17 protein-coding genes are annotated in these 20,846 nt (G+C 56.5%); 9 read left to right on the top strand and 8 right to left on the bottom strand.

The features are described from left to right. Nucleotides 1-18 precede the first annotated feature (18 nt). The gene (locus ABD735_RS05490) at nucleotides 19-2,802 is read left to right on the top strand and encodes a bifunctional acetate--CoA ligase family protein/GNAT family N-acetyltransferase (protein ID WP_344804134.1); all 2,784 of its coding nucleotides are present in this window, start codon (nucleotides 19-21) and stop codon (nucleotides 2,800-2,802) included. A 14-nt stretch (nucleotides 2,803-2,816) separates the two neighbouring features. Here the strand turns inward: ABD735_RS05490 and ABD735_RS05485 are convergent, their stop codons facing one another. Beyond that, a complete protein-coding gene (locus tag ABD735_RS05485; RefSeq protein ID WP_344804132.1) occupies nucleotides 2,817-3,908 on the bottom strand; it encodes a recombination-associated protein RdgC in 1,092 nt (363 codons plus the stop codon). A 118-nt stretch (nucleotides 3,909-4,026) separates the two neighbouring features. Here ABD735_RS05485 and ABD735_RS05480 point away from each other — a divergent pair, with 118 nt between their 5' ends. Genes ABD735_RS05480 through ABD735_RS05470 form a run of 3 tightly spaced genes read left to right on the top strand, consistent with a single transcriptional unit; the run spans nucleotide 4,027 to nucleotide 5,737 of the window. Next, nucleotides 4,027-4,293, top strand: a complete 267-nt coding sequence (locus tag ABD735_RS05480) for a glutaredoxin family protein (protein ID WP_344804130.1) — start codon at nucleotides 4,027-4,029, stop codon at nucleotides 4,291-4,293. Next, complete coding sequence (gene yaaA / locus ABD735_RS05475) at nucleotides 4,290-5,105, top strand: peroxide stress protein YaaA (RefSeq protein ID WP_344804128.1); 816 nt, start codon at nucleotides 4,290-4,292, stop codon at nucleotides 5,103-5,105. Before ABD735_RS05480 ends, yaaA begins: the two co-directional genes overlap by 4 nt. Nucleotides 5,106-5,161: 56 nt before the next feature. After that, nucleotides 5,162-5,737: a hypothetical protein gene (locus ABD735_RS05470; protein ID WP_344804126.1), complete on the top strand. Its 576-nt coding sequence runs from the start codon at nucleotides 5,162-5,164 to the stop codon at nucleotides 5,735-5,737. Nucleotides 5,738-5,755: 18 nt separating this feature from the next. Here ABD735_RS05470 and pdxH read toward each other — a convergent pair whose 3' ends face one another. The 3 genes from pdxH to ABD735_RS05455 are packed head-to-tail and all read right to left on the bottom strand — an operon-like array spanning nucleotide 5,756 to nucleotide 9,622. After that, nucleotides 5,756-6,463 carry a pyridoxamine 5'-phosphate oxidase gene (gene pdxH / locus ABD735_RS05465; protein ID WP_344804125.1) on the bottom strand — a complete coding sequence of 236 codons (708 nt, stop codon included), beginning with the start codon at nucleotides 6,461-6,463 and terminating at the stop codon, nucleotides 5,756-5,758. Then, nucleotides 6,453-8,390, bottom strand: a complete 1,938-nt coding sequence (locus ABD735_RS05460; RefSeq protein WP_344804123.1) for a putative bifunctional diguanylate cyclase/phosphodiesterase — start codon at nucleotides 8,388-8,390, stop codon at nucleotides 6,453-6,455. The genes pdxH and ABD735_RS05460 overlap by 11 nt, the downstream gene beginning before the upstream one ends. Further along, a complete protein-coding gene (locus ABD735_RS05455) occupies nucleotides 8,387-9,622 on the bottom strand; it encodes an FIST signal transduction protein (RefSeq protein WP_344804121.1) in 1,236 nt (411 codons plus the stop codon). The genes ABD735_RS05460 and ABD735_RS05455 overlap by 4 nt, the downstream gene beginning before the upstream one ends. Before the next feature lie 363 nt (nucleotides 9,623-9,985). Between ABD735_RS05455 and ABD735_RS05450 the strand changes: the two genes are divergently transcribed. After that, the gene (locus tag ABD735_RS05450; protein ID WP_344804119.1) at nucleotides 9,986-11,590 is read left to right on the top strand and encodes an AMP-binding protein; all 1,605 of its coding nucleotides are present in this window, start codon (nucleotides 9,986-9,988) and stop codon (nucleotides 11,588-11,590) included. Nucleotides 11,591-11,731: 141 nt separating this feature from the next. Here the strand turns inward: ABD735_RS05450 and ABD735_RS05445 are convergent, their stop codons facing one another. After that, the gene (locus tag ABD735_RS05445) at nucleotides 11,732-13,429 is read right to left on the bottom strand and encodes an ABC transporter permease (protein ID WP_344804117.1); all 1,698 of its coding nucleotides are present in this window, start codon (nucleotides 13,427-13,429) and stop codon (nucleotides 11,732-11,734) included. Then, the gene (locus ABD735_RS05440) at nucleotides 13,429-14,487 is read right to left on the bottom strand and encodes a Fe(3+) ABC transporter substrate-binding protein (RefSeq protein ID WP_344804115.1); all 1,059 of its coding nucleotides are present in this window, start codon (nucleotides 14,485-14,487) and stop codon (nucleotides 13,429-13,431) included. The genes ABD735_RS05445 and ABD735_RS05440 overlap by 1 nt, the downstream gene beginning before the upstream one ends. A 217-nt stretch (nucleotides 14,488-14,704) precedes the next feature. Between ABD735_RS05440 and ABD735_RS05435 the strand changes: the two genes are divergently transcribed. Further along, nucleotides 14,705-15,352 (top strand): hypothetical protein, encoded by a 648-nt coding sequence (locus tag ABD735_RS05435; protein ID WP_344804113.1) that lies wholly within the window; start codon nucleotides 14,705-14,707, stop codon nucleotides 15,350-15,352. A gap of 28 nt (nucleotides 15,353-15,380) precedes the next feature. Here the strand turns inward: ABD735_RS05435 and ABD735_RS05430 are convergent, their stop codons facing one another. Further along, on the bottom strand, nucleotides 15,381-16,595 hold the full coding sequence (locus ABD735_RS05430; RefSeq protein ID WP_344804111.1) for a hypothetical protein: 1,215 nt from the start codon (nucleotides 16,593-16,595) through the stop codon (nucleotides 15,381-15,383). A gap of 104 nt (nucleotides 16,596-16,699) precedes the next feature. On the opposite strand from ABD735_RS05430, the gene ABD735_RS05425 reads away from it, so the two are divergent. From ABD735_RS05425 to ABD735_RS05415, 3 genes are read left to right on the top strand one after another with little or no spacing between them, the layout of a single operon-like run. Continuing rightward, nucleotides 16,700-17,668 (top strand): ABC transporter ATP-binding protein, encoded by a 969-nt coding sequence (locus ABD735_RS05425; RefSeq protein WP_344804109.1) that lies wholly within the window; start codon nucleotides 16,700-16,702, stop codon nucleotides 17,666-17,668. A 24-nt stretch (nucleotides 17,669-17,692) separates the two neighbouring features. After that, nucleotides 17,693-18,481 carry an ABC transporter permease gene (locus tag ABD735_RS05420; protein ID WP_344804107.1) on the top strand — a complete coding sequence of 263 codons (789 nt, stop codon included), beginning with the start codon at nucleotides 17,693-17,695 and terminating at the stop codon, nucleotides 18,479-18,481. Then, entirely contained in the window at nucleotides 18,478-19,413 is a 936-nt protein-coding gene (locus ABD735_RS05415; RefSeq protein WP_344804105.1) for an NADPH-dependent 7-cyano-7-deazaguanine reductase QueF, read from the top strand. Before ABD735_RS05420 ends, ABD735_RS05415 begins: the two co-directional genes overlap by 4 nt. A 3-nt stretch (nucleotides 19,414-19,416) precedes the next feature. On the opposite strand, the gene ABD735_RS05410 is transcribed toward ABD735_RS05415, so the two are convergent. Further along, complete coding sequence (locus ABD735_RS05410; protein ID WP_344804103.1) at nucleotides 19,417-20,772, bottom strand: adenylate/guanylate cyclase domain-containing protein; 1,356 nt, start codon at nucleotides 20,770-20,772, stop codon at nucleotides 19,417-19,419. Nucleotides 20,773-20,846 lie beyond the last annotated feature (74 nt).

Genomic DNA, 20,846 nt, shown 5'->3' with positions numbered 1-20,846 from the left:
TAGTCTAGCATACCCCTCATGAGCACCCGATATCTCGACAAACTCTTCGCACCGCGTCACATCGTTGTCGTCGGTGCTTCGGAGCGCCCTGACAGCCTCGGCGGAATGATGCTGCGCAATATGCTGGCGGGACATAGCGATATCCGCCTCAGCGTCATTAATGAGAAGGGCTACGAGAGTGTGCTCGGAGTCACCTGTTATCGCAAGATCTCGCTCTTGTGTTCGGCTGAGCAGAAGAGCGGCGTGCAACCGGACCTGGCGCTGGTGTGCGTCCCGCCGGAGAAAGTGCCGGGGGTAATCCGTCAGCTCGGCCAGTCGAAGATTCCCATCGCCATTATCGCAACGGGCGGTCTGTCTCGCACTCATTCCCATAGCGGCCGTCCGCTCATGTATTCAGTGAAAGAGCTCGGACTGGAATATGGTGTGCGCATACTCGGTCCCGAGACCGTGGGCGTGATGGTGCCATCTCTACGGCTGAATGCGACCTACATGCACATGAGCGTGAAGCCGGGTCACGTCGGCTTTATCGGTCAGTCTGGCACCGTGGCCAGCGCCGTCATCGACTGGAGTGTGAGCAGGGGTATCGGTTTTTCCTATCTCACCACGCTCGGAGACGGCGTCGATATCGATGTCGATGACCTGATTGATTTCATGGCGCAGGATCGCAATACCCGGGTCATGCTGCTGCATGTGGAACGTATCCGTGAAACACGCAGATTCATCTCGGCGGTCCGGGCCGCCTCGCGCTCGAAACCGGTTATCGTACTGAAGACCGGTATCAACGCCGACCTGCAGTGGAATCCGACGCCCCTGGCGCCGGGGATGTACGACTCGGACGCGCTCTATAATGCTGTGTTCGAACGTGCGGGTGTATTGCGCGTACTCAGCACGGATGAAATGTTCGATGCCCTTGAGACGCTGTCCAGAATTCCGAAGCTCTATGCAGAAGACATCGCTATCGTCTGTAATGGCATCGGCCCCAGCATGCTGGCGAGCGATGCACTGACGCGAGCCAACGGCAAGCTGGCCAGACTGTCGGAAAAGACGATTACGAAGCTCGACCAGCTCTTGCAGCCATTCTGGGGTCGACGTAACCCGATCGATCTCGATTACAGCGCCGGCCCGCTCGAATACGCCGCTGTCGTTGACGCGCTCGATGCTGATCCCGCCGTTACTACCGTGCTCATCATGTTCGCGCCAAACTTGACCGAAGACAGCTTGCAGGTGGCTGATAGTGTGATCGCCGCCAGTGAGCAGAGCCACTTGCGCGTGCTGACCTGCTGGCTTGGCGCGGCGACCGTGGCTGAAGCCCGGGAGGAATTCGTTCAACGCGGTATTGCCAGTTTTGCCACACCGGAAAAAGCCATCACGGCTTTCATGCACATGGTCAACCACCGGCGAAATCAGATCATGTTGCGGCAGACGCCGGATTCCTACCAGGATCCAGCACTCGACCGGCATCGCATTCGAAAGCGGTTGCAGAGCCTGATGAAAAAAGCGCCGCGCAGTGCGGCCGACAATGGTTATCTCCTGATGCCGGAGGCCGTAAGAGCGTTGCTGAAGGACTACGGATTACAGTGTGCTGAAACATACTTCTGTGCGACGGAGCAGTGCGTCAAGGCGCTCGTGAGACAGCTTGAAACGACTGTACATATCAGCCTGCTGCATCGCTTCAATCTGACGCCCTTCCACAATGAGGCGGCCTATACTCCGCGGCAACGCCTGACGACTGCGCGCCTCGAAACAGTCAAGCGGGTCAGTAGCGAGTCTGAGGCCGAGGAAGCCTGTCGTCTGCTGCGCCAGCGTTGTAGTGAGCTATATAGCAACGATGACTTTGTAGGCTACGGTCTGCAGCTGAGTGAAGAGGTCAAGTCAGGGATAGCCTTTTCGATGGGCATCACGCGCGATCCTACCGTCGGCCCCCTGATTTTCTGCGGTGCCTCTGGCGCCCGAACCAATGCCATGGTAGATCGACAGTTCGCACTTCCGCCGCTTAACATGGCGTTAGCGCGCAATCTCGTTATCAAGACTTACGCTTACAAGATTGTGCAGGAAGTGAGTCGTGATCCGGAAGATACCCTGGTGCAGTTGTGCGAAGCACTGGTCCTGCTCGCGCAGATCGCTGCAGACATTCCCGAGCTGCATTCGCTTGAAATTAACCCGGTACGTCTGGACCAGAGTTCACTGCTGGTGCTGAGCGCCCGCGCACAGCTGGCTGAGCCGGTGCAGCTCTCGATTCAGCCGTACCCGCGTGAGCTGGTGGAGTGGATCATGCTGCCGCTCAGTCGCAAGCGGGTGGAAATTCGACCAGTCCGCAGTGAAGACGAAGACAGCCACCAGCAATTCCTCAGTGAACTGGCCGACGACTCTGTCCGCATGCGCTTCTTCCAGCTCAGACGCAATTTTTCGCATGACGAAATGGCCGGCATGGTGCAGATCGATTACGACCGTGAGATGGCCTTTGTCGCTGTGCATGAGGGCAGGACGCTGGGCGAGGTGCGAATATATGTCGATGCCGATCAGTTGCGTTGTGAGTTTGCGGTGGTGGTGCTCGACGAGCTGCGCGGGGAACGCTTGGGCTGGGTATTGATGCGCAAGGTACTTGAATATGCGACCGAGCAGGGCATTATCGAAATGTTCGGACTGGTGCTGCCGAACAATCGTGCCATGCTCGGCCTCGCTGCCAAGCTGTCCTTCGCGATTCGCTACGACGAGGACGAGGATGTGATGGTAGTCACCCGGCAGCTCAATGAACCCGAGGCCTGGCAGGCGGAGCGCATGGCACTGCGCCGCGCCTACTAGGCGGGACTGAAGCCCTACCAGGGCGCGTCTTCGGCCGTCGCAGCCTCGGTCTTATCTTCTGATTCAGCATCCGAATGCCCAGCGCCTGGCTGCTCAGTCTTCGCTGCAACGCCATCGTCGTTCGCAGCCGCCTTTTCAGCAGCCTTGTCAGCCGCTTCTGATTCGTCCGCGCCAAGCGCCTTCAGCAGGTCGTCATGCAGCACACGCATATCGCTGGTGAAGAGATGGAACTCACTGGCGAAGCGATCGGCAATATCACCGTCAGATTCTGGCATTGAATCGATGGCGGCATCGAGCAGCTTGATACCGCTCAGCGTGAACTTCTCATCGAGTGAAAACGACATCCGGTCTTCCCAGCTGATATCGAGCTTGCTCACGAGCAGGCCGTCTTCAATATGAGACAGGACTGCCTCCTTCAGATTTTCCGAGCCCTTGCAGCGAATGCTCATGCCCTGCTGGTCCTGACTGGTCAGGGTACAGGCGCCACCAATAGCGAGATTGGCGGGTTGACTCTGATTCTTGACCCAGTCGGTAAACTGCAGGGCAGGGTTGACGTCAGGTTTCACTGGCAGAATCGGCAGCGAGCCGACATCTTCACGCAGGAGCGAGGTGATTTCATCGGCCTTGTTGGCAGAAGAGCTGGCGACGACGAGCAGGCCTTTGGTCAGGTCGATGTAGGCCTTGGACCAGCTGCTTTTCGAGAATGCACGGGGTAACAGCTCGGCAATGAGGTCTTCCTTCATTTCCTGCTTTTCCTTGCGCCGCAGTTTGCGCGCATCCTTCATTTCGATAGCCTGAACGCGCTGCTCGAGCTTCTGGTTGACTACTGAAGCGGGCAGCACTTTTTCGGCTTTCTGCAGCGAGAACAGCAGGCAGCCATTCTGTTCATACACGAGGGATTCGGACTCGAAAGGCACCGGATTCGACCAGCCAAAGCGCACTGGCAATGAACTGCCGGCACCGCGGTCTTCACCGGCTGCGCCGCCGTCTGCGGGCGCTTCCTGGAAGCGGGCATTTTCGAGGGCTGCGGAGAGGCTTTCCTGCGTGAAGTCGATGTCCTTGGTGAAACGATAGAACGAAACCTGTTTGAAATGCATGAGGGGCATGGGTGCTATGGTACTCTTCGATGTTGAACAAAAGGAATTGCGGGGCGTTTAGCTGGGCAAGCCTAGCACATGCGTCAGCAATTGCACTCCCGAAAATCGACGCCGGAACGACGTAGCCATGACAGCATTTCAGCTCTATGCCACCGAGGGATGCACCCTGTGTGAGCTTGCCGAAGCGATGCTGGTCGATCTGCTTGGTCGGTATCCAGAGCTTGCTGAACTGCTCAGCATAGAATATGTCGATATTGCTGAATTAGAGGAACTGGTCGACGCTTATGGCTTGTTGATACCGGTGCTGGCACATTCCGCGCTTGAGTTACGCTGGCCATTCACGCAAGATGAAGCGCTCGATTTTCTGCGAAGGACGTCTGCTTCCGAGCCATGATAGTGCTGCTTTCACCTGCCAAGACCCTCGATTACAAGACCCCGCTTCCCGTGAAACCTGAAAAGCTCGAGCCGACTGTGCCCGACTATCTGGAATCCAGTGCGGATATCGTCGACACCCTGCAAAGTTACTCGCCTGGCGAACTCGGTGGACTGATGTCGATCAGTGAGGAGCTCAGCCAGCTCAACCACGATCGCTTCCAACGCTGGCGTATGGATCAGCCAACGGCTGACAACGACCTGCGTTCCGCCATTTTCGCCTTTGCCGGCGATGTGTATGAAGGCCTCGATGCGTATTCGCTGAAGAAGAGTGACCTGCAGTTTGCGCAGAAGCATCTGCGCATTCTTTCAGGCCTTTACGGCATGTTACGCCCTCTTGATACCATGCAGCCTTACCGGCTAGAGATGGGCACCCGCCTGAAGCTCGGCACCAACGGCAAGTCGTTCAGAAACCTCTACGAGTTCTGGGGAGAGCAACTCGCCGTAGATCTCAGTGAGCAGCTCGAAGCTCTTGGTCCGGGCGTACGCAAGGCCGATCGGCTGATAGTGAATCTGGCTTCGCAGGAGTACTTTAAGGCTGTCGACAAGCGGCCATTGCGCCGGAAGGTCATCACACCCGTATTCAAGGACAGAAAGGGCGACGATTACAAAGTCGTCAGCTTCTGGGCCAAGAAGGCCCGAGGTGCTATGGTGCGCTTCATCATCGACCACCGCATCAAACGCGTGGATAACCTCAAGAATTTCGATGTCGACGGATATAGCTACCGGGGGGACCTCAGTGACGAGGCCCAGCTTGTCTTTACCAGGGGCTGAGAACTGAGCACAAGACCAGAGCCCTTCTACTCAACGGCAATCGCAAGGATTTTTTTATGACACTGACTCACATCACATCCGCACTGATGCTCATGCTGACGCTCGCAGTCAGCAGCCTGGTTCATGCCAAGGACAAGCTCGAAGAAAGCGAAATCAAGCGCTGGATTTCGGCGATGCCAGCCATGCAGGCCTGGGGTGCAGAGAATCGTGCCAAGCTCGAGCAGCACCAGGACAAGGCGAATGTCATGCCCAATTCTGCTGAAGCCATGGTCAAGCCGATCAAGGACGCTGGCCTGTACGATGAGGCCGAGAAACTGGTGAGCAAGCATGGCTTTGACAGCCCGGAAGATTTTTCCGAAACCTCATTGCAGATTCTCAGCGCCTACGCGAGCGTGAAAATGAAAGAGGAGATGGGGCAGGACGTCGATGCGATGTACAAACAAATGCAGGAAGCCAAGAAAGAGCTTGAAAACTCACCAATGAGCGATCAGCAGAAGCAGATGATGTCGCAGCAGTTCGCGATGGCAGAGCAGGCGTATGATGCCATCAAGAGCGTGCCGGAAGCCGACAGGAAGGCGATTCAGCCCTTCATGGCCGAAATTGACGCAGCTACCCAGGCTGCATCGAAGTAGTCCTGCCTTACGGTCCGATCAGGGCTGAAGCCGCGTGAGCCGCCAACCATCTGGCTCACGCCGGCTATATTCAATGCGGTCATGAAGGCGGCTGCGGCGACCCTGCCAGAACTCGTAGCGGCTGGGCACGATTCGATACCCACCCCAGTTTTCAGGCAGTTCGATCTCTTCCCTGTGAGCAAAGCGCTCGACCGTCTCTTCATAGGTCTTGTCCAGCACAGTTCTTGACGACACCGCTTCGCTTTGTCTACTGGCCAGTGCGCCAAGTTGACTCTCACGCGGCCTTGAATGGAAGTAGGTATCGTCAGCCTCTCGATCCAGTCTTTGTGCCTGGCCCTGAATGATGACCTGTCTTTCGAGGATCAGCCATGGAAACAGCAGGCAGACTTGTGGATTTGTCCTGATCTCCCGACCCTTGGCGCTGTCCAGGTTGGTAAAGAAGCAGAAACCCCGCTCATCGAAACCCTTCAGCAGTACAGTACGCTGCCTGGGCATGCCCTCAGCATCAGTAGTGGCGAGGATCATGGCGGTAGGGTCGAGGTTCACCTTGATCGCCAGCGCATCTTCCATCCACTTGCGGAACTGGTCCAGTGGGTCGCTTTCACAATCCTCTTCCAGCAGCATGCCTGTATTGTAACTGCGTCTGACATCCGCCAGGTCGTTGCGCGCAATGGCGCCACTACTGCTGGGCTTCAGGTCGTCCTTGTCCAGTTTGTCATGACTCATGTGGCAGGCTGCCTCCCGACAGCAGCAAGGTGTGGAAAGTTTCGGGCGGCAGTGGGCGGCTGAAATAGAAGCCCTGTGCCATATCGCAGTGTAACTGGTGCAGCAGTGTGCCGGTGGCTTCGTCTTCGATTCCTTCAGCCACCACCCGGATATCTAGCGCGTGAGCGAGCTCGACGATGGTCTTCAACAGTGCCTGCTGTTTTGCACTTTGCGTGGCATTGTCGACAAAAATCTTGTCGATCTTGAGAATATCGATCGGCAGGGTCAGCAAATAGCTGAGTGAGGAAAACCCGGTGCCGAAGTCATCGATGCTGCACAGTACACCCATGGCCCGCAAGGTGGTCAAGGCCAGTGCTGTTTTTGGCATGTCTTCAATAAAGGCAGACTCGGTGACTTCGATCTCTATCAAATCTGGCTCGATGTTATAGCGCTCGATCATCTGTTTTATAGAACCGACGAGATCACCAAGCTGGAAATGCTTGGTAGAAATGTTCAGGGCAACTGGGCAGCCCCGACCCTGCTCACGCCATTCAGCAAGCTGACGCCCCACTTCATCGATGACCCACTCGCCGATCTCCACAATGAAGCCGTTTTCTTCTGCGCTGGGAATAAACTGTGCCGGCGAGATGGGATCACCATTGGCTGGCTGCCAGCGGATGAGCGCCTCTGCGCCTCGAATCTCACGCGTTGCCAGATCAATTTTCGGCTGATAGACAAGCCTGAATTCCTGATTCGTTAAGGCACGACGAAGATCGTTCCGTAGCTGTAGACGATGGTGGGCCATGAGCTCCAGCTGATCGGCAAAAAACTGAAAGTTATTGCGGCCTTTCTGCTTCGCATGAAACATTGCGATATTCGATTTTCGTAGCAGGGTTTCAGGGTTCTGGCCATCGCCTGGAAACAGCGCGATGCCAATCGACACGCTGATGTGAATGGTCTGGCTGGACAACATGAAAGGCTGGGAAATCTGCTGCAGAATTTCTTCGGCCAACAGGGTGATCTGGAAGGTGTCGCCCAGGTTCTCTGCCAGCACGACGAATTCATCGCCGCCATGGCGGGCGAGGGCGGAGCCACGGCAGGCATTGGTCAGGCGTTGTGCAATCAGGCACAGCAGGCGATCGCCGAATTCGACGCCCTGCAACTCGTTGACGACCTTGAAGCCATCGACGCCGATAAAGAGTACGGCGGTCGACTTACGGTTTTTCAGATCACGCGGTTCGCGCGCGGCCTCCCGTTTGAGCCATTCTGTCAGCAGATTGCGATTGGGCAGGCCTGTCAGCGCATCATGATGGGAATTATGGACCGCGAGCTGCTCACTTCGCTTTATTTCAGTGATATCGCTGAAGCTCCATACGCGACCGATGGTTTCGCCATCGCGCAAGCGCGGTATCGTGTAGCATTCAACGAAGCGATCATCTTTCAGCATGATCATGCAGCGGCTGGTCTGCGCCGGATACTGTTTATTGAAATTCCAGACACTGGTGAGTTCATCGAGATTCTCGACCCGTGCCTTGAAGCAGCTTCGGATGTGATGTTTGTCGAGGGGGGTGGCCTCGGCCGGTACACCAAACATCTTGCGGAACTGCTTGTTGTGAATGATCACGTTGCCCTTGAGGTCGAGAACCACTACCGCATCTTTGGTGGAGTTCAGCGTGTCGTACAATAATGCGTGTGACAGCTTGAGCTGACTGGTTGAGTCATCTAGAGCCTTGTGCTGCTTCTCAAGCAGTTCATAGCGCTCTTCGAGATCCCTGTTCGACAGGTCTATGGTGCGCTCGAACACTCGGCGTGCTTCGTCATGCTGGAGATAGGCTTCGTTGACAGCCTGCAGAAACGACGTCGGCAATGTGGCCGCGTCCACGCCGTCGGCTTCGGCGAGCCGCTCCAGCTGCCGCGCAAGGAGGCTGTGGAATCTGCTATCTGTCATGCGCGCTCGACCAGGAAGGTAATGGCCATGGTCTGGTTGTGCAGACCTGTGCCCTTGTCGTCCAGATCGTGGCGAGGGTCGCGGCCGATCTCGCCATAGGAGTAGAAACCGGCCACCGTGCACTGATTTGGCAAACTCGAAGCCACAGCTTCGAGCTCTTCATCAGTACGCTGACCCAGCGCTGCCCGGCGGGCATAGCAGCTCACGGCCAATGCGAAGGTATCGCCAATACAGTCCTCCAAGGGGCCGGCACTGTCTCTTGCAGTCGCTGCGGCTATACTGGCCGCGCCCAGCAGACCTTCGAGACCTGCCGTCATGAGACGAGCTTCGGAGCCTTCGGCAATGTCACCGGCATAAGTCATTGACGCGTCCTCACCATCGACGGCGACCAGTGCGCGAATCACTGGCGCGCGGTCGGCTGGTTTGATGAGGAGTGGAAACAGCAGGCCTGATTTGGGTAGACCAGAAAAATAATCACCTAGATAGTCGCGGTAGATATCCAGCGCCTGACGATCGTCGAGTTCGTAAAGCGTATTGCCACTGGCTTTGGTCACCTTGCGGCTGGCACCCAGTGCCATCCAGCCTCCCTCCAGACCAATGCCTACCTGAAGTGTATTGCCGTAAAGGCCGATGGCACACATCTGGGCTGTCTCAGGTGGCTGGTTGAACCAGACATCGCTACGCCCGAAGCGGGCATTGTCGCCAGCGAGACCACCGGTGATACTGACACGGTTGAGCTGGCCATCCAGCGCCGCCTCGATGCCATCCACGAGCGCAGCGCCGCTGACATGTTGAGCATCGGACAGGACAATAATGTGACGCAGCGGATTGTCGTCGCTGGCCCGCTTGTAGAGGGCATCGATCAGAGTGCGACTCTCGACCTCGCCAGTATTTTCACCATGGAGGGCCATGATTTCGCAAGCGACGCCAGTGGCTTCGAATTCCATCGAGACCAGCGTCACGCCGCGATCGTACACCCGGGCACCCGAAATTTCCCCGGCCGTTGAACAGCCAACGAGGTGGGCCGTGGGAAAATGTCGCCGGAGCAGCGCCAGCCCACCACTCTCCTGCACATACCGGAAACCACCGAAGCAAAGCACCAGATGCTGGCAAAGCGTATCTGCTCGAAAGCTGCCATCAGCCTGGGTGCTGACCTCGACCGCGGAAGGCTGAGGCTCGGGCAATTCAGGATGCCATTTCGCATTGGCGAAGCGGTAACTACTGACCTTCATGATCCGGCTCCGACTCCAGTATTGATAAAAATCTCCGCTGTATTTTATTACTGAATACGAATGCTTTCGGTCGGTCAGTGACCGGTTGTATATGGCGATTCAGGGAAGTATAGCCAAGCCCTGCGATTTTCGCGCGCACCGCGTTGCCGCCCGATTCCGATAAATGAAACTGGATTACAAAAAACGTCGACTGCACACTGCCATCTGCGGCTTATATATAGGTATAATCTCGCGCGCAGGCTCATGGAAACAGCAAAAAACAGCTAGAAAAAAGGCTTCTATAATATGGAATTAAATACAAACATCCCGCTCCCGCTTCAAAGACTTTATCAATGGGAGCAATCCCGCCCCAGTGACATCTACATGACTCAGCCCATGGGCGGAGATATTGTGCAGGATTACACCTGGCAGCGTACGGCACAGGAAGTGCGTCGTATGGCTACCTACCTGAAGTCACTGAATCTTCCTGCTGATGCCAAGGTCGGCATCCTCTCGAAGAACTGCAGCTACTGGATCATGGCCGATCTCGCGATCTGGATGGCTGGCTACGTGTCGGTACCTTTGTACCCCACGCTGAACGCTGAAACTGTTGGCAAGATTCTCGAGCACAGTGAGACCAAGGTTCTGCTCATCGGCAAGCTCGACGACTGGAATATGATGAAGGACGGTATACCGGCCGACATGAACTGTATTTCGACTGCGCTGTCACCAGACGACGTCAAGGTGAAATATCCGCAGTGGGATGACATCGTGGCGAAGAACGCTCCGATGCAGGAAAGTCCGACCCGCAAGCACGACGAGCTGGCCACCATTGTGTACACCTCTGGTTCGACCGGTATGCCCAAAGGCGTCATGCTGTCCTTCGGTGCCATGGTCGCTGCTGGCAATGGCGCTGCCGATGCAAACGGCCTGACGAAGGATGACCGCATGCTGTCGTACCTGCCGCTGGCTCACGTGTTCGAACGCTATGCCGTTGAAATGACCTCGCTCGACAAGGGCTTCCGCCTGTTCTTCGCAGAATCGCTCGACACCTTCCTCAAGGATCTGCAGCGCGCTACCCCGACGATGTTTATCTCGGTGCCGCGTCTCTGGCTGAAGTTCCAGGCAGGCGTCGTTGGCAAACTGCCACAGAAGAAACTCGACAAGCTGCTGAAGATCCCTGGTGTATCGTTCCTGATCCGCAAGAAGATCCTCAAGGGTCTGGGTCTCAACCACGTGCGTCTCGCCGCCAGTGGTTCCGCACCGCTGTCCGAAGACATCATCAACTGGTATCGCCGTCTTGGCCTCGAGCTGCTCGAAGGTTACGGCATGTCTGAAAACTTCGCCTACAGCCACATCATGAAGCCAGGTCGGGTTCGTGTGGGCTACGTCGGTGAGCCACTGCCAGGTGTGCAGCAGCGCATCAGTGCTGACGGCGAAATTCAGATCAAGAGTCCAGGCACGATGATGGGCTACTACAAGGAGCCGGAGAAGACAGCAGAAACCTTCACAGATGATGGCTTTCTGAAGACTGGTGACCGTGGCGAGATCGACGAAATGGGTCGCCTCAAGATCACTGGCCGCACCAAGGAAATCTTCAAGACTTCCAAAGGCAAGTATGTTGCGCCAGCACCAATCGAGAACAAGCTGGTATCGCATTCTGATGTTGAGATGGTGTGTGTAGCTGGTGTTGAACAGCCACAGCCCTATGCGCTGCTCATGCTGTCTGAAGGTACCTGGCCGAAGCGCAACACGCCTGAAGTGCGTGAGCGTCTCGAGAAGGAACTGCCTGAACTGATCAAGTCAGTGAATGCCACACTCGACCCGCATGAGCATCTGCAGTTCGTTGTCGTGGTCAAGGATCAGTGGACTATCGAGAACGCCTTCCTGACGCCGACCATGAAAATGAAGCGTAACGTCATCGAAGACCAGTACAAGAGCCAGGTCGAAGGCTGGTATGCCGCACGCAAGAAGGTCATCTTCGAGTAAGCGTCAGCCGCTGTACTGAAAAACCTCCCGCTGGCTCACGGCCTCGGGAGGTTTTTTTTCGCCTGCTAGTTCTGAAGCTTGTTCTGACGAAGAGATTGACTGCAGCCGATGGTCGGCCTGGTTCGGTGCTAGCGAAGCGGCCTAGTCGTTATGCTGCTGCATGGATGCGCGGTTGAGCAATAGCAGCGGAAGCAGGCCAGCCAGCACGATGCAGAGCGCGGCGAGCGCCGACTGGGCGAGCTGTTCGTCCGAAGCATATTGATAGACAAAGGTGGCCAGGGTCTCGAAATTGAACGGACGCAGGATAAGCGTGGCCGGCAATTCTTTCATGCAGTCGACGAAGATGATTAGTGCTGCCGTCAACAGACTGGGCCTGAGTAGCGGCAAATGAATGCGCCTGAGCGTATTGAGTGGACTACTACCCAGCATGGTGGCGGCCTGATCCATCGACGGCGTGATGCGCTGCATGCCGCTTTCGATAGACCCAATTGAAATAGTGGCGAAGCGTGTGCAGTAGGCGAAGATAATCGCAAAGGCAGTGCCGCTGAGTAACAGCCCGGTGCCTTCCCCCGTCCACGACTCCATGCGCGCATCGATCCAGTTGTCAGTGGCTGCGAAGGGCACGATGACACCCAGTGCCAGCACAGCGCCGGGCATGGCATAACCCACGCAGGACAGTCGGGCGAGTACCCGATTCAACCGGCTGGGCTGAATGCGAATGGAGTAGGACAGCACAGTGCCGACGACGATCAGTACAAGCGCGCACATACCGCTGAGAAAGAGCGAGTTGCCGGCGTAGGTAAAAAAGCGGCTATTCCAGGAAACATCAAAATAGGTGATGGCGTAGTCGAGCAGCACCGCACAGGGCACGAGGAAGCCGAGCGTAATCGGGAGCAGACAGGCCAAGGTCGCCAGCCAGGCCTGCCAGCCTGTCAATGAGCGAGCCTGTATCGCACGCTGCCGGTTGCTACTCGAATAGCGCTCCCGACTTTTTCGAGATATACGCTCAAGGAACATCAGTAAGAGGGCGAACCCGACCATGGTAACGGCAATCTGTGCGGCGCCGCTGAGGCTACCCATATTCAGCCAGGTATCGTAGAGTCCGGCCGTCAGTGTCTGGACGGCAAAGTAGCTGACGGTGCCATAGTCGTTCAGGGTTTCCATCAGAACAAGCGAAAGGCCCACGGCCAGTGCAGGTCGGCAGATCGGCAGCAGGATGCGAAAGAATATGCGCGCCGGGCCAGCGCCGAGCACCCTTGAAGCGAGCATGAGGTTATCTGACTGTTCGAGCAGTGCGGTGCGGCAGGTCAGATAAACGTATGGATACAGTACCAGGGCGAACATGATGACCGCGCCGCCCAGGCTTCGAATGTGGGGGAACCAGTAATCGGAGGCGCGTTCCCAGCCGAAGATGTCACGCAGCGTTAATTGAATGGGGCCGGCGTACTGCAGGAGATCGGTGTAGACGTAGGCGATGACATAGGCTGGCACTGCAAATGGGAGCAGAAGCGCCCAGCTGAGCCATCGACGACCGGGGAAATCATAGAGGGCAATAAGCCATGCGCTGCCAAACCCCAGCAGCGCACTGCAAAGGCCGACGCCGAGCATCAGCAGGATGGTGTTTTCGATATAACGCGGCAAGACCGTGGACCACAGGTGGTCCCAGATTCCGTCGCTCGGTGCGATTGAAAGATAGACGACCGCAGCAATTGGCAGCAGTGCTGCCAGTGCTGCAATCAGTGCAACCAGTTGCCACCCACGCCCACTGGCGCGCCTACGAACAGGCGTAGTCGATACGCCAGCTAAAAGTGGGTGGGGCAGGGCGGCACCAGTCGTCATCAGCTATCGAAATCTACCTTGTCGACCAGCTTCACAGCAGCTTCACGATGCTTGCTGATTTCATCGAGTGGCAACTTGTCAGCCTTGAAGCCAGCCCATTCCTTGAGGAGTCCGCTGCCTTCGACTGCCTTGTTCACAGGAAACTCAACGTTCATGTTGGCATACATTTCCTGCGCCTCTTCGCTGGTGAGGAATTCCATCAGCTTTACGGCTTCGGCCTTGTTCGGCGCCGACTTCGTCAGTACCACGCCGCTGACATTCACGTGCGCGCCACGGTCTCCCTGGTTTGGAAACACCACATTGACCTTTTCTGCAAAGCCACGCTGCTCGGGATCCGCAACCATTGCGCCATAATAATAGCTATTGCCGATGGCCAGGTCGCAAACGCCTTCTGCAACTGCTCGAATCTGGTCACGGTCACCGCCCTGGGGCTTCTGGGCCAGGTTGTTCTTGACGCCCTTCAGCCACGTTTCGGTTTCTTCTTCTCCGTGGTGCGCAATCATGCTGGCGATGAGCGCGATATTGTAGGGATGCTTGCCGGAACGCGCGCAAATCTTGCCTTTCCATTCAGGCTTGGCAAGATCTTCGTAGCTGAGGTCGGTGTCTTCAACACGCTCCTTTGAGGCATAGATGTTACGGGTACGGAGCGTCAGACCGAACCACTCGTCATTGCCACCACGATATTGCGCAGGAATATTTTCCTCCAGCACATCGGAGTCGACCGGCTGGGTCAGGCCTGCATCCACCAGTTCCTGCAGGCGTGCAATGTCGACAGTCAGCACCAGGTCTGCTGGTGAGTTCTTGCCTTCACGCTTGAGGCGCTCCGCTACGCCATCCTGTGCAAACACGATATTCGTCTTGATGCCGGTGTCCTTGGTGAACTGATCGAGCATCGGCTGGATCAGAAAGGGCTGGCGATATGAATAGATATTGACTTCGTCTGCGGCAAGCGCTGGAGAGGTCACGCCTGTGGCAAGTGTCAGAGCGGCCAGAGTCTTCGCGACCAGTCGTCTGGTGCCGGCTGCCGGCGTGCACCGCTGAGAAAAGTTCAGAGTCATGGAGAGTCCTTGCGTTACAGTGAGGTATTTGTGCGCGATGCGAGCTTTCTGTGGCCCGCCAATGCGTACGGTTCATAAAGACTCTGAAGAATAATGCAAACGATTATCATTAACAAGGCATTCGCCTGTTTTGCCTCCATCAAGGGTAATGCCATAACGTGGACGAGTCAGGCTGGTATACTGTGGTTTTGTTTTCCGACAACACTGAGTGGTATCGATGTTCCTGAAAAATCCTCTTTTCCGCGGGCAACTGCTGGCGACGCTTGCGTTGACTACGCTGGTCACTGGCTGCACGACGACTGAAACTCACTACAGCAGGTTCCGTGCGCTCGACAGCAGTGGCGAGCCGCGCAATTTCGTCATGTACTGGAATAGCGAGCTGCCGAAGAGCTGGTACGGCGGTGTCCCTGTGGTCACGCCAGTGCGCATCAAGACGCAATGCAGCGACGAAATCATTGAATTTCAGACCCGCGAGCGCTGCGGCGCTCCAGATAAACGTACACCAGATGGCCTGGCCGCTGGCTGGTGCGGTGCCAAGGGTGAATTTCTGACCGCTGCCGGTCGCGAGATCGAAGGTAGCGATACGCTGTGCGGATGGATCACTGGCCCGGCAGTCGATGGCGATGGGTTTGCCAGGTCGACCTCGGAGTTGGGCAGCGAGGTTCTGGTCACGATAGCCTGCTACCCGGCCAGCTCTGTCGAAGCGCAGAAGCAGGCGAGCAAGGACAAGGCGGGCGAGCGTAAGGCGGGAGCCATATTGCGAGCGTCTGCCGTGCCTTATCGCCTGACGGTGCGATCAGCGCCGGCAGACAGTCTTTCGGACCGTGTACCGGAGCTCGACGAAAAGGTGTGCAGCGGAGACTGACGCCTCACGCCGCTGGTTGCACCTTCTTCTACTGAATGATGATGCGGAAGTTTTTCAGGTACCAGCGGTAGTCATTTGCCAGCTTGATGTTGACCGCGATAGACGCCTCACCGGGTGGCGTATTCGGCTCGAGAAAGAACTCGAAGCTCGAGGTTTCGGGTGAGACCGAGTGCACCACTACCGGAGTATCTTCAATGGCAAGCTCTTCGGGATCCACGCAGACCTCTGGCTCAGGCGCATTGGGATCCTCTTCGTCTACCTCTTCCTCTTCCGGCGGAATCGTACCCGGCGTACCGTCGCCAAGTATCGGATCGCAGATCGGCAGGCCGCCATAAGGCACGACCTGCAGCTGGGCGACCGGATGTTCGTCGAGCTTCACAAGACGGACATCCACCCGCCAGATTCTGGTATCACCGGCGGGTATGGTGAGGACTTCGGGAATGAGGAAGATGCCGGCACCCATCGCAAAATACGCTTCTTCGGTTTCCTTGGATATGAAGCCTGAAGCGCTGTTGCCGCCTGAGAGGCCACGGCTGACGCTGTCGTTACAGTTGCGGTCCTGCGGAAAGCATATGTCGTTGAAGAGCGCCGTTTCTGGCGCAAAGTTGACCGGCGGGGGCGCGTCATCGTCGTCGTTGTTCAGAATAGATGAGCCGAAGGTGTTCGGGTCCACATCAAAGTCGACCAGGGGTGCAAATTCAGAGTCGATGATCTGCTGACGAGTACTTTCACCGAGCTGAATGCCATCATCGTTGTCCTGATCGTCGTCCAATGCAGACAGAAAACCGGCCTTGTTGCCTACCTGACGGTTATTGGCTGCGACGTCCCTTTCAAGTTCTCCGTAGGTGGTAATACCTTTGACTGTCGTCCCCGTGTTCAGTCTCGACTGCAGTTCCGGCTGAAAGTCAGGTGGTGTGATATAGCGCTTCGCCTGAATGTTTTCTGCAATGACGATGGGGCCGATGGAGAAGGTGACACGCTCGCCAGGATAGTAGCGATAAATACCGCGGGCACCGGTGATGCCGCTCTGGGTTTCAGTCTGATAGGTCACGCCTGACATGCCACGGCCCATGAAATAACCCACAGAGGGTTCATCACCGCCTGAATTGCCGTCGCTGCAGGCGCTGGTGAATAGGCTGCCGAGCAGTATGAGCACTACTGCATAGGGTCTGGCAGAGGACCACAGGAATTGGGGAAGAGCGATGACACCTGCACCGGAACGTGCTTTAAAAATAGCCTGCATTCAGAAAGGTCACTTGTCTGAGTTGGAAAAGGCCCCATTATAGGCTGGGGATCGCGCAGGTATAGTGACGCAGATTACATCTTCAGGACACAGTGACATGAGCCATGATTGACGAAAGACATTCGCAAACGCAGCATAAGGGCTCGACGCTCGAACCGAGTGCGCTGTCGATTCGCGGATTGACCAAAGTCTACAACAACGGTTTCCGCGCGCTCGAGCATATCAATCTCGAAGTGCGGCAGGGTGATTTCTTCGGTCTACTCGGACCCAACGGTGCAGGCAAGTCCACCACGCTCGGCATCGTGTCGAGCCTTGTGAACAAGAGTGAGGGCGAGGTGCGCATATTTGGGCATGACATCGCTACCGACCTTGAGCAGGCCAAACGCTACCTCGGTGTCGTGCCGCAGGAGTTCAATTTCAACATGTTCGAGAAAGTCGAGGATGTGCTCATCACCCAGGCGGGCTATTACGGCATTCCGGCGAACGAGGCGCGTGATGCGGTTGAGTACTATCTCAAGGCCCTGGGGCTCTGGGACAAGCGACGAGAGCAGTCACGCATGCTGTCGGGCGGAATGAAGCGCCGTCTGATGATTGCCAGGGCCCTGGTGCACGATCCCATGCTGCTGATACTGGACGAGCCAACCGCCGGTGTGGATATCGAGCTTCGTCGCTCCATGTGGACTTTTCTGACCAAGGTCAATGACGATGGCAAGACCATCATTCTGACGACGCATTATCTGGAGGAAGCGGAAGCGCTGTGCCGCAATATTGCCATCATCGACAAGGGTCGAATTTTGCAGAACGCGAGCAAGCACGAGCTGCTTGGCCAGTTGACGCAAACGACCTTCGTTCTCGATGTCGCCACAGCCGTGGATGAGCTGCCAGCGCTACCAGCCTACCCATTACGACTGACCGGCGATGGTAATATCGAAGCCGACGTCAATCGTGATCAGGACCTGAACGAGCTGTTCACACAGCTGACGAAAGCAGGCATCCATGTCCGCAGCATGCGCACCAAGACCAACCGACTGGAGGAACTGTTCGTTCGTCTGGTCAATGAAGGCAAGCAATAATGGAACAGACAGTGGATCAGCCCAATGCGTAATCTTGGCCAGGAACTCGGCAGCTATCGGGTGGCCTTCACCACCATCGTCGTCAAGGAAATTCGCCGCTTCACGCGGATCTGGGCGCAGACGCTCTTACCGCCCGGTATCACAATGTCGCTGTATTTCGTTATCTTCGGCAACCTTATCGGGCCACGGATCGGCGACATGGACGGCTATGACTACATGACCTTCATCGTGCCGGGTCTGATCATGATGTCGGTCATCACCAATTCATATTCGAATGTGGTCTCTTCTTTTTTCAGCATGAAGTTCCAGCACAGCATCGAGGAGTTGCTCGTATCGCCAGTGCCGAACTACGTCATCCTGCTTGGCTTCGTGGTCGGCGGCGCGGTCAGAGGCCTGCTGGTCGGTATCATCGTGACCATGTTGTCGATGTTTTTCACCGATCTGCAGGTGCACAATTTCTTCATCGTGATTTCGGTGGTGATACTCACCGCCATCCTGTTCTCGCTCGGTGGCTTCATCAATGCCGTATTCGCGCGCAGCTTCGATGATATCTCCATCGTGCCCACATTCGTACTGACGCCACTGACCTATCTTGGCGGCGTATTCTACTCCATCTCCATGCTGCCGGAGTTCTGGCAGAACGTGTCGATGGCAAATCCCATACTCTACATGGTGAATGCTTTCCGCTATGGACTGCTGGGCACCAGCGATATCAATGTCTGGGCGGCTTACGCCATGATCCTGCTGTTTATCGTCGTGCTCTTCACCTATTCGCTGTCGCTGCTCAACCGCGGCGTGGGTATTCGGCAATGAGCAACGACAGCAAGCCATCACACGGCTCGTTATTGGGCCGGGATACCGCCTATCCGGATAGCTACGCCCCGAGCCTGCTGGAGGCCTTGCCTCGACGGCGGCCGGGGAATGCTGCTGCCTTTGGGGAGGATATCTGGAACCAGTACGAGCTGTCATGGCTCGACGGAGCCGGCTATCCCTGCGTAGGCGCACTGGAATGCCGTTTGCCCTGCAGCAGCCCGAGCCTGATCGAATCCAAGTCGATGAAGCTGTATTTCAATTCACTGAACCAGACGCGCTTTGCTTCACCTGAATCCATGTTGGAACGGGTGAAGCGGGATTTATCCGCGTGTGCGGGTGCTGAGTGGCAGCTGGTGCTGAAACATCCACTGCCCTTGCTGCAGACCTCGAGCCTGGCTCAGACCAGCGATGCGCATGGCACCGCCGACGCCATTCTGGACGTCGGTGACCAGCTTTGGGTGGATGGGAGGCTGGTCGATAAGCTCATCCACGCTTCGTCTTCAGCCGGCCCACAGTTGCCGGCAGCAGGAGCTGAGCGGTCGGTGTTGCTCAGGTTGGCGGACGATACAGTCTCAGCACCGGCCGTTGAGGATGTGCTGGTCTCTCATCTGCTGAAGACGAACTGTCCGGTCACGGGTCAGCCGGACTGGGCAAGCGTGTTGGTCTGGACGGGGCCGGCGGGCGCGGGCCTGGACTCAGGTCGACGGATTGATCCTCAATCGCTGCTCGATTATCTGGTGAGTTACCGACAACATTCCGGCTTTCATGAGCAATGTGTAGAGGAGGTCTTTGCAGATCTGACAGCGCTATTGGGCGAAGATCGCGGGCTTCTGGTGTATGCGCGCTACACCCGCCGCGGTGGTATCGATATCAATCCCTGGCGTAGCAACGTACCCGCTCGCGTGGCGAACACGAGGCTGCTGCGGCAATAAGAATCAGGTGACGTCGCGGAGCTTCTCGAGCGCCTTCTCGAGCGATTGCTGTATGCGTTGACGGTCTTCTTCACCGATCTTGCTCGAGTCCATATACATGGCAAAACCCTCGGCTTCCTGCTCCAGAAAGCTCTGATTCCGCCCCATGTCGCGTCTGAAGTCGACTACGGAATAGATGGGCACTGGCTTGTTGAAGCCCTTGACCACGATCTCGCCCTTGTCACGACAGAGAATCATGTCCTTGATGAGCGAGAAGGTTTCAAAGCCAACCAGAATCTCACCGGGCTCGGCCAGTGACTCGAGGCGACTGGCCAGATTCACTTCCTTGCCTATGATCGTGTAGTCCATGCGGTTCTCCGACCCGAAGTTGCCAACGGTACAGAAGCCGGTACTTACGCCCATTCTGACTTCAAGCGGCGCACGCACGCCAGTACTCCGCCATTTCTGCCGCAGTACCTTCATGCGTTTACGCATTTCTATGGCCATCGATACACAGGCCAGGCTGTCTTCCTTAGAACCGCGGCTGGTGGGGTCACCGAAGAAGATCATGATGCTGTCGCCGACGAACTTGTCGATCGTGCCACCGAACTTCAGCGCGATCTGCGCCATTTCGTTGAAGTAGGTATTGAGCAGGTCCGTCAGGCTTTCGGCCTGGATCTCTTCCGAGAGCTCGGTAAAACCCTTGATGTCGGAAAAGAAGACCGTGAGCTTCTTGCGCTGTGTTTCAAGCTTCACATCGCGTTCGCCAGTAAAGATCGATTGCCACACCTGCGGCGAAAGGTATTTCGCCAGCTTGTGAGACAGGGCGATCGACTGCTCGCGCTGCATCTGGATTTCAGTTTTCGCCAGCATCAGCGCCCGGGATTGCAGGTGAATATAGTGTGCCGATACGCAGATGAAGAGCGCCGCCAGCAGAATGCAGGCGAGGGTCAGCAGTGGCGGCGTCATCGGTGCCAGCGACAGTCCCATCGTGAGCGAAGAAACGGTCAGCCCCGCAAGCAGGGCCAGGTTGCCGACGAAGAAGGCCGTGAGTCCGCCGACGATGATCAGGCTGAAATAGAGCATGATCAGGATCGCGAGCGAGGGCGTGACACTGAATTGCAGAAGATTGAGAATGAAACCGGTCACGAGGCAATCGAAATACAGGACCCGCTGCCGGATTTGCAGATTGCCGTGAACCTGCCAGTAGCGCATGCCGAAGTACAGCAGGTGCGGCCATAGCATGGCTACTGGCACCAGCCAGACGAGACGTTTGTCGAAATGTTCGAGCACAATGCCGGTGACGATAATACCGACGAACAGCATGTAACCGAGGATACGTGCGCTATAGTCCGGCATCGGTGGCGAAACGTTAGCCATCGAGCCTGGGAGCTTCCGCGGCGGAACTGTCTGTCCGCTACGGCCTTTCTTGAGTACAGCCATTTGATTCATGC

Origin of the sequence: Allohahella marinimesophila, assembly GCF_039538005.1 — a bacterium.
Classification (GTDB): Bacteria; Pseudomonadota; Gammaproteobacteria; order Pseudomonadales; family Oleiphilaceae; genus Allohahella; species Allohahella marinimesophila.
Note: the sequence above shows the minus strand (reverse complement) of the source record. Positions and strands in the feature narration are given on the sequence as shown.

Coding starts and splice junctions, on each gene's coding strand:
- ABD735_RS05490 (WP_344804134.1), top strand. CDS start 19: ATGAGCACCCGATATCTCGACAAACTCTTCGCACCGCGTCACATCGTT.
- ABD735_RS05485 (WP_344804132.1), bottom strand. CDS start 3,908: ATGCCCCTCATGCATTTCAAACAGGTTTCGTTCTATCGTTTCACCAAG.
- ABD735_RS05480 (WP_344804130.1), top strand. CDS start 4,027: ATGACAGCATTTCAGCTCTATGCCACCGAGGGATGCACCCTGTGTGAG.
- yaaA (WP_344804128.1), top strand. CDS start 4,290: ATGATAGTGCTGCTTTCACCTGCCAAGACCCTCGATTACAAGACCCCG.
- ABD735_RS05470 (WP_344804126.1), top strand. CDS start 5,162: ATGACACTGACTCACATCACATCCGCACTGATGCTCATGCTGACGCTC.
- pdxH (WP_344804125.1), bottom strand. CDS start 6,463: ATGAGTCATGACAAACTGGACAAGGACGACCTGAAGCCCAGCAGTAGT.
- ABD735_RS05460 (WP_344804123.1), bottom strand. CDS start 8,390: ATGACAGATAGCAGATTCCACAGCCTCCTTGCGCGGCAGCTGGAGCGG.
- ABD735_RS05455 (WP_344804121.1), bottom strand. CDS start 9,622: ATGAAGGTCAGTAGTTACCGCTTCGCCAATGCGAAATGGCATCCTGAA.
- ABD735_RS05450 (WP_344804119.1), top strand. CDS start 9,986: ATGACTCAGCCCATGGGCGGAGATATTGTGCAGGATTACACCTGGCAG.
- ABD735_RS05445 (WP_344804117.1), bottom strand. CDS start 13,429: ATGACGACTGGTGCCGCCCTGCCCCACCCACTTTTAGCTGGCGTATCG.
- ABD735_RS05440 (WP_344804115.1), bottom strand. CDS start 14,487: ATGACTCTGAACTTTTCTCAGCGGTGCACGCCGGCAGCCGGCACCAGA.
- ABD735_RS05435 (WP_344804113.1), top strand. CDS start 14,705: ATGTTCCTGAAAAATCCTCTTTTCCGCGGGCAACTGCTGGCGACGCTT.
- ABD735_RS05430 (WP_344804111.1), bottom strand. CDS start 16,595: ATGCAGGCTATTTTTAAAGCACGTTCCGGTGCAGGTGTCATCGCTCTT.
- ABD735_RS05425 (WP_344804109.1), top strand. CDS start 16,700: ATGATTGACGAAAGACATTCGCAAACGCAGCATAAGGGCTCGACGCTC.
- ABD735_RS05420 (WP_344804107.1), top strand. CDS start 17,693: ATGCGTAATCTTGGCCAGGAACTCGGCAGCTATCGGGTGGCCTTCACC.
- ABD735_RS05415 (WP_344804105.1), top strand. CDS start 18,478: ATGAGCAACGACAGCAAGCCATCACACGGCTCGTTATTGGGCCGGGAT.
- ABD735_RS05410 (WP_344804103.1), bottom strand. CDS start 20,772: ATGGCTAACGTTTCGCCACCGATGCCGGACTATAGCGCACGTATCCTC.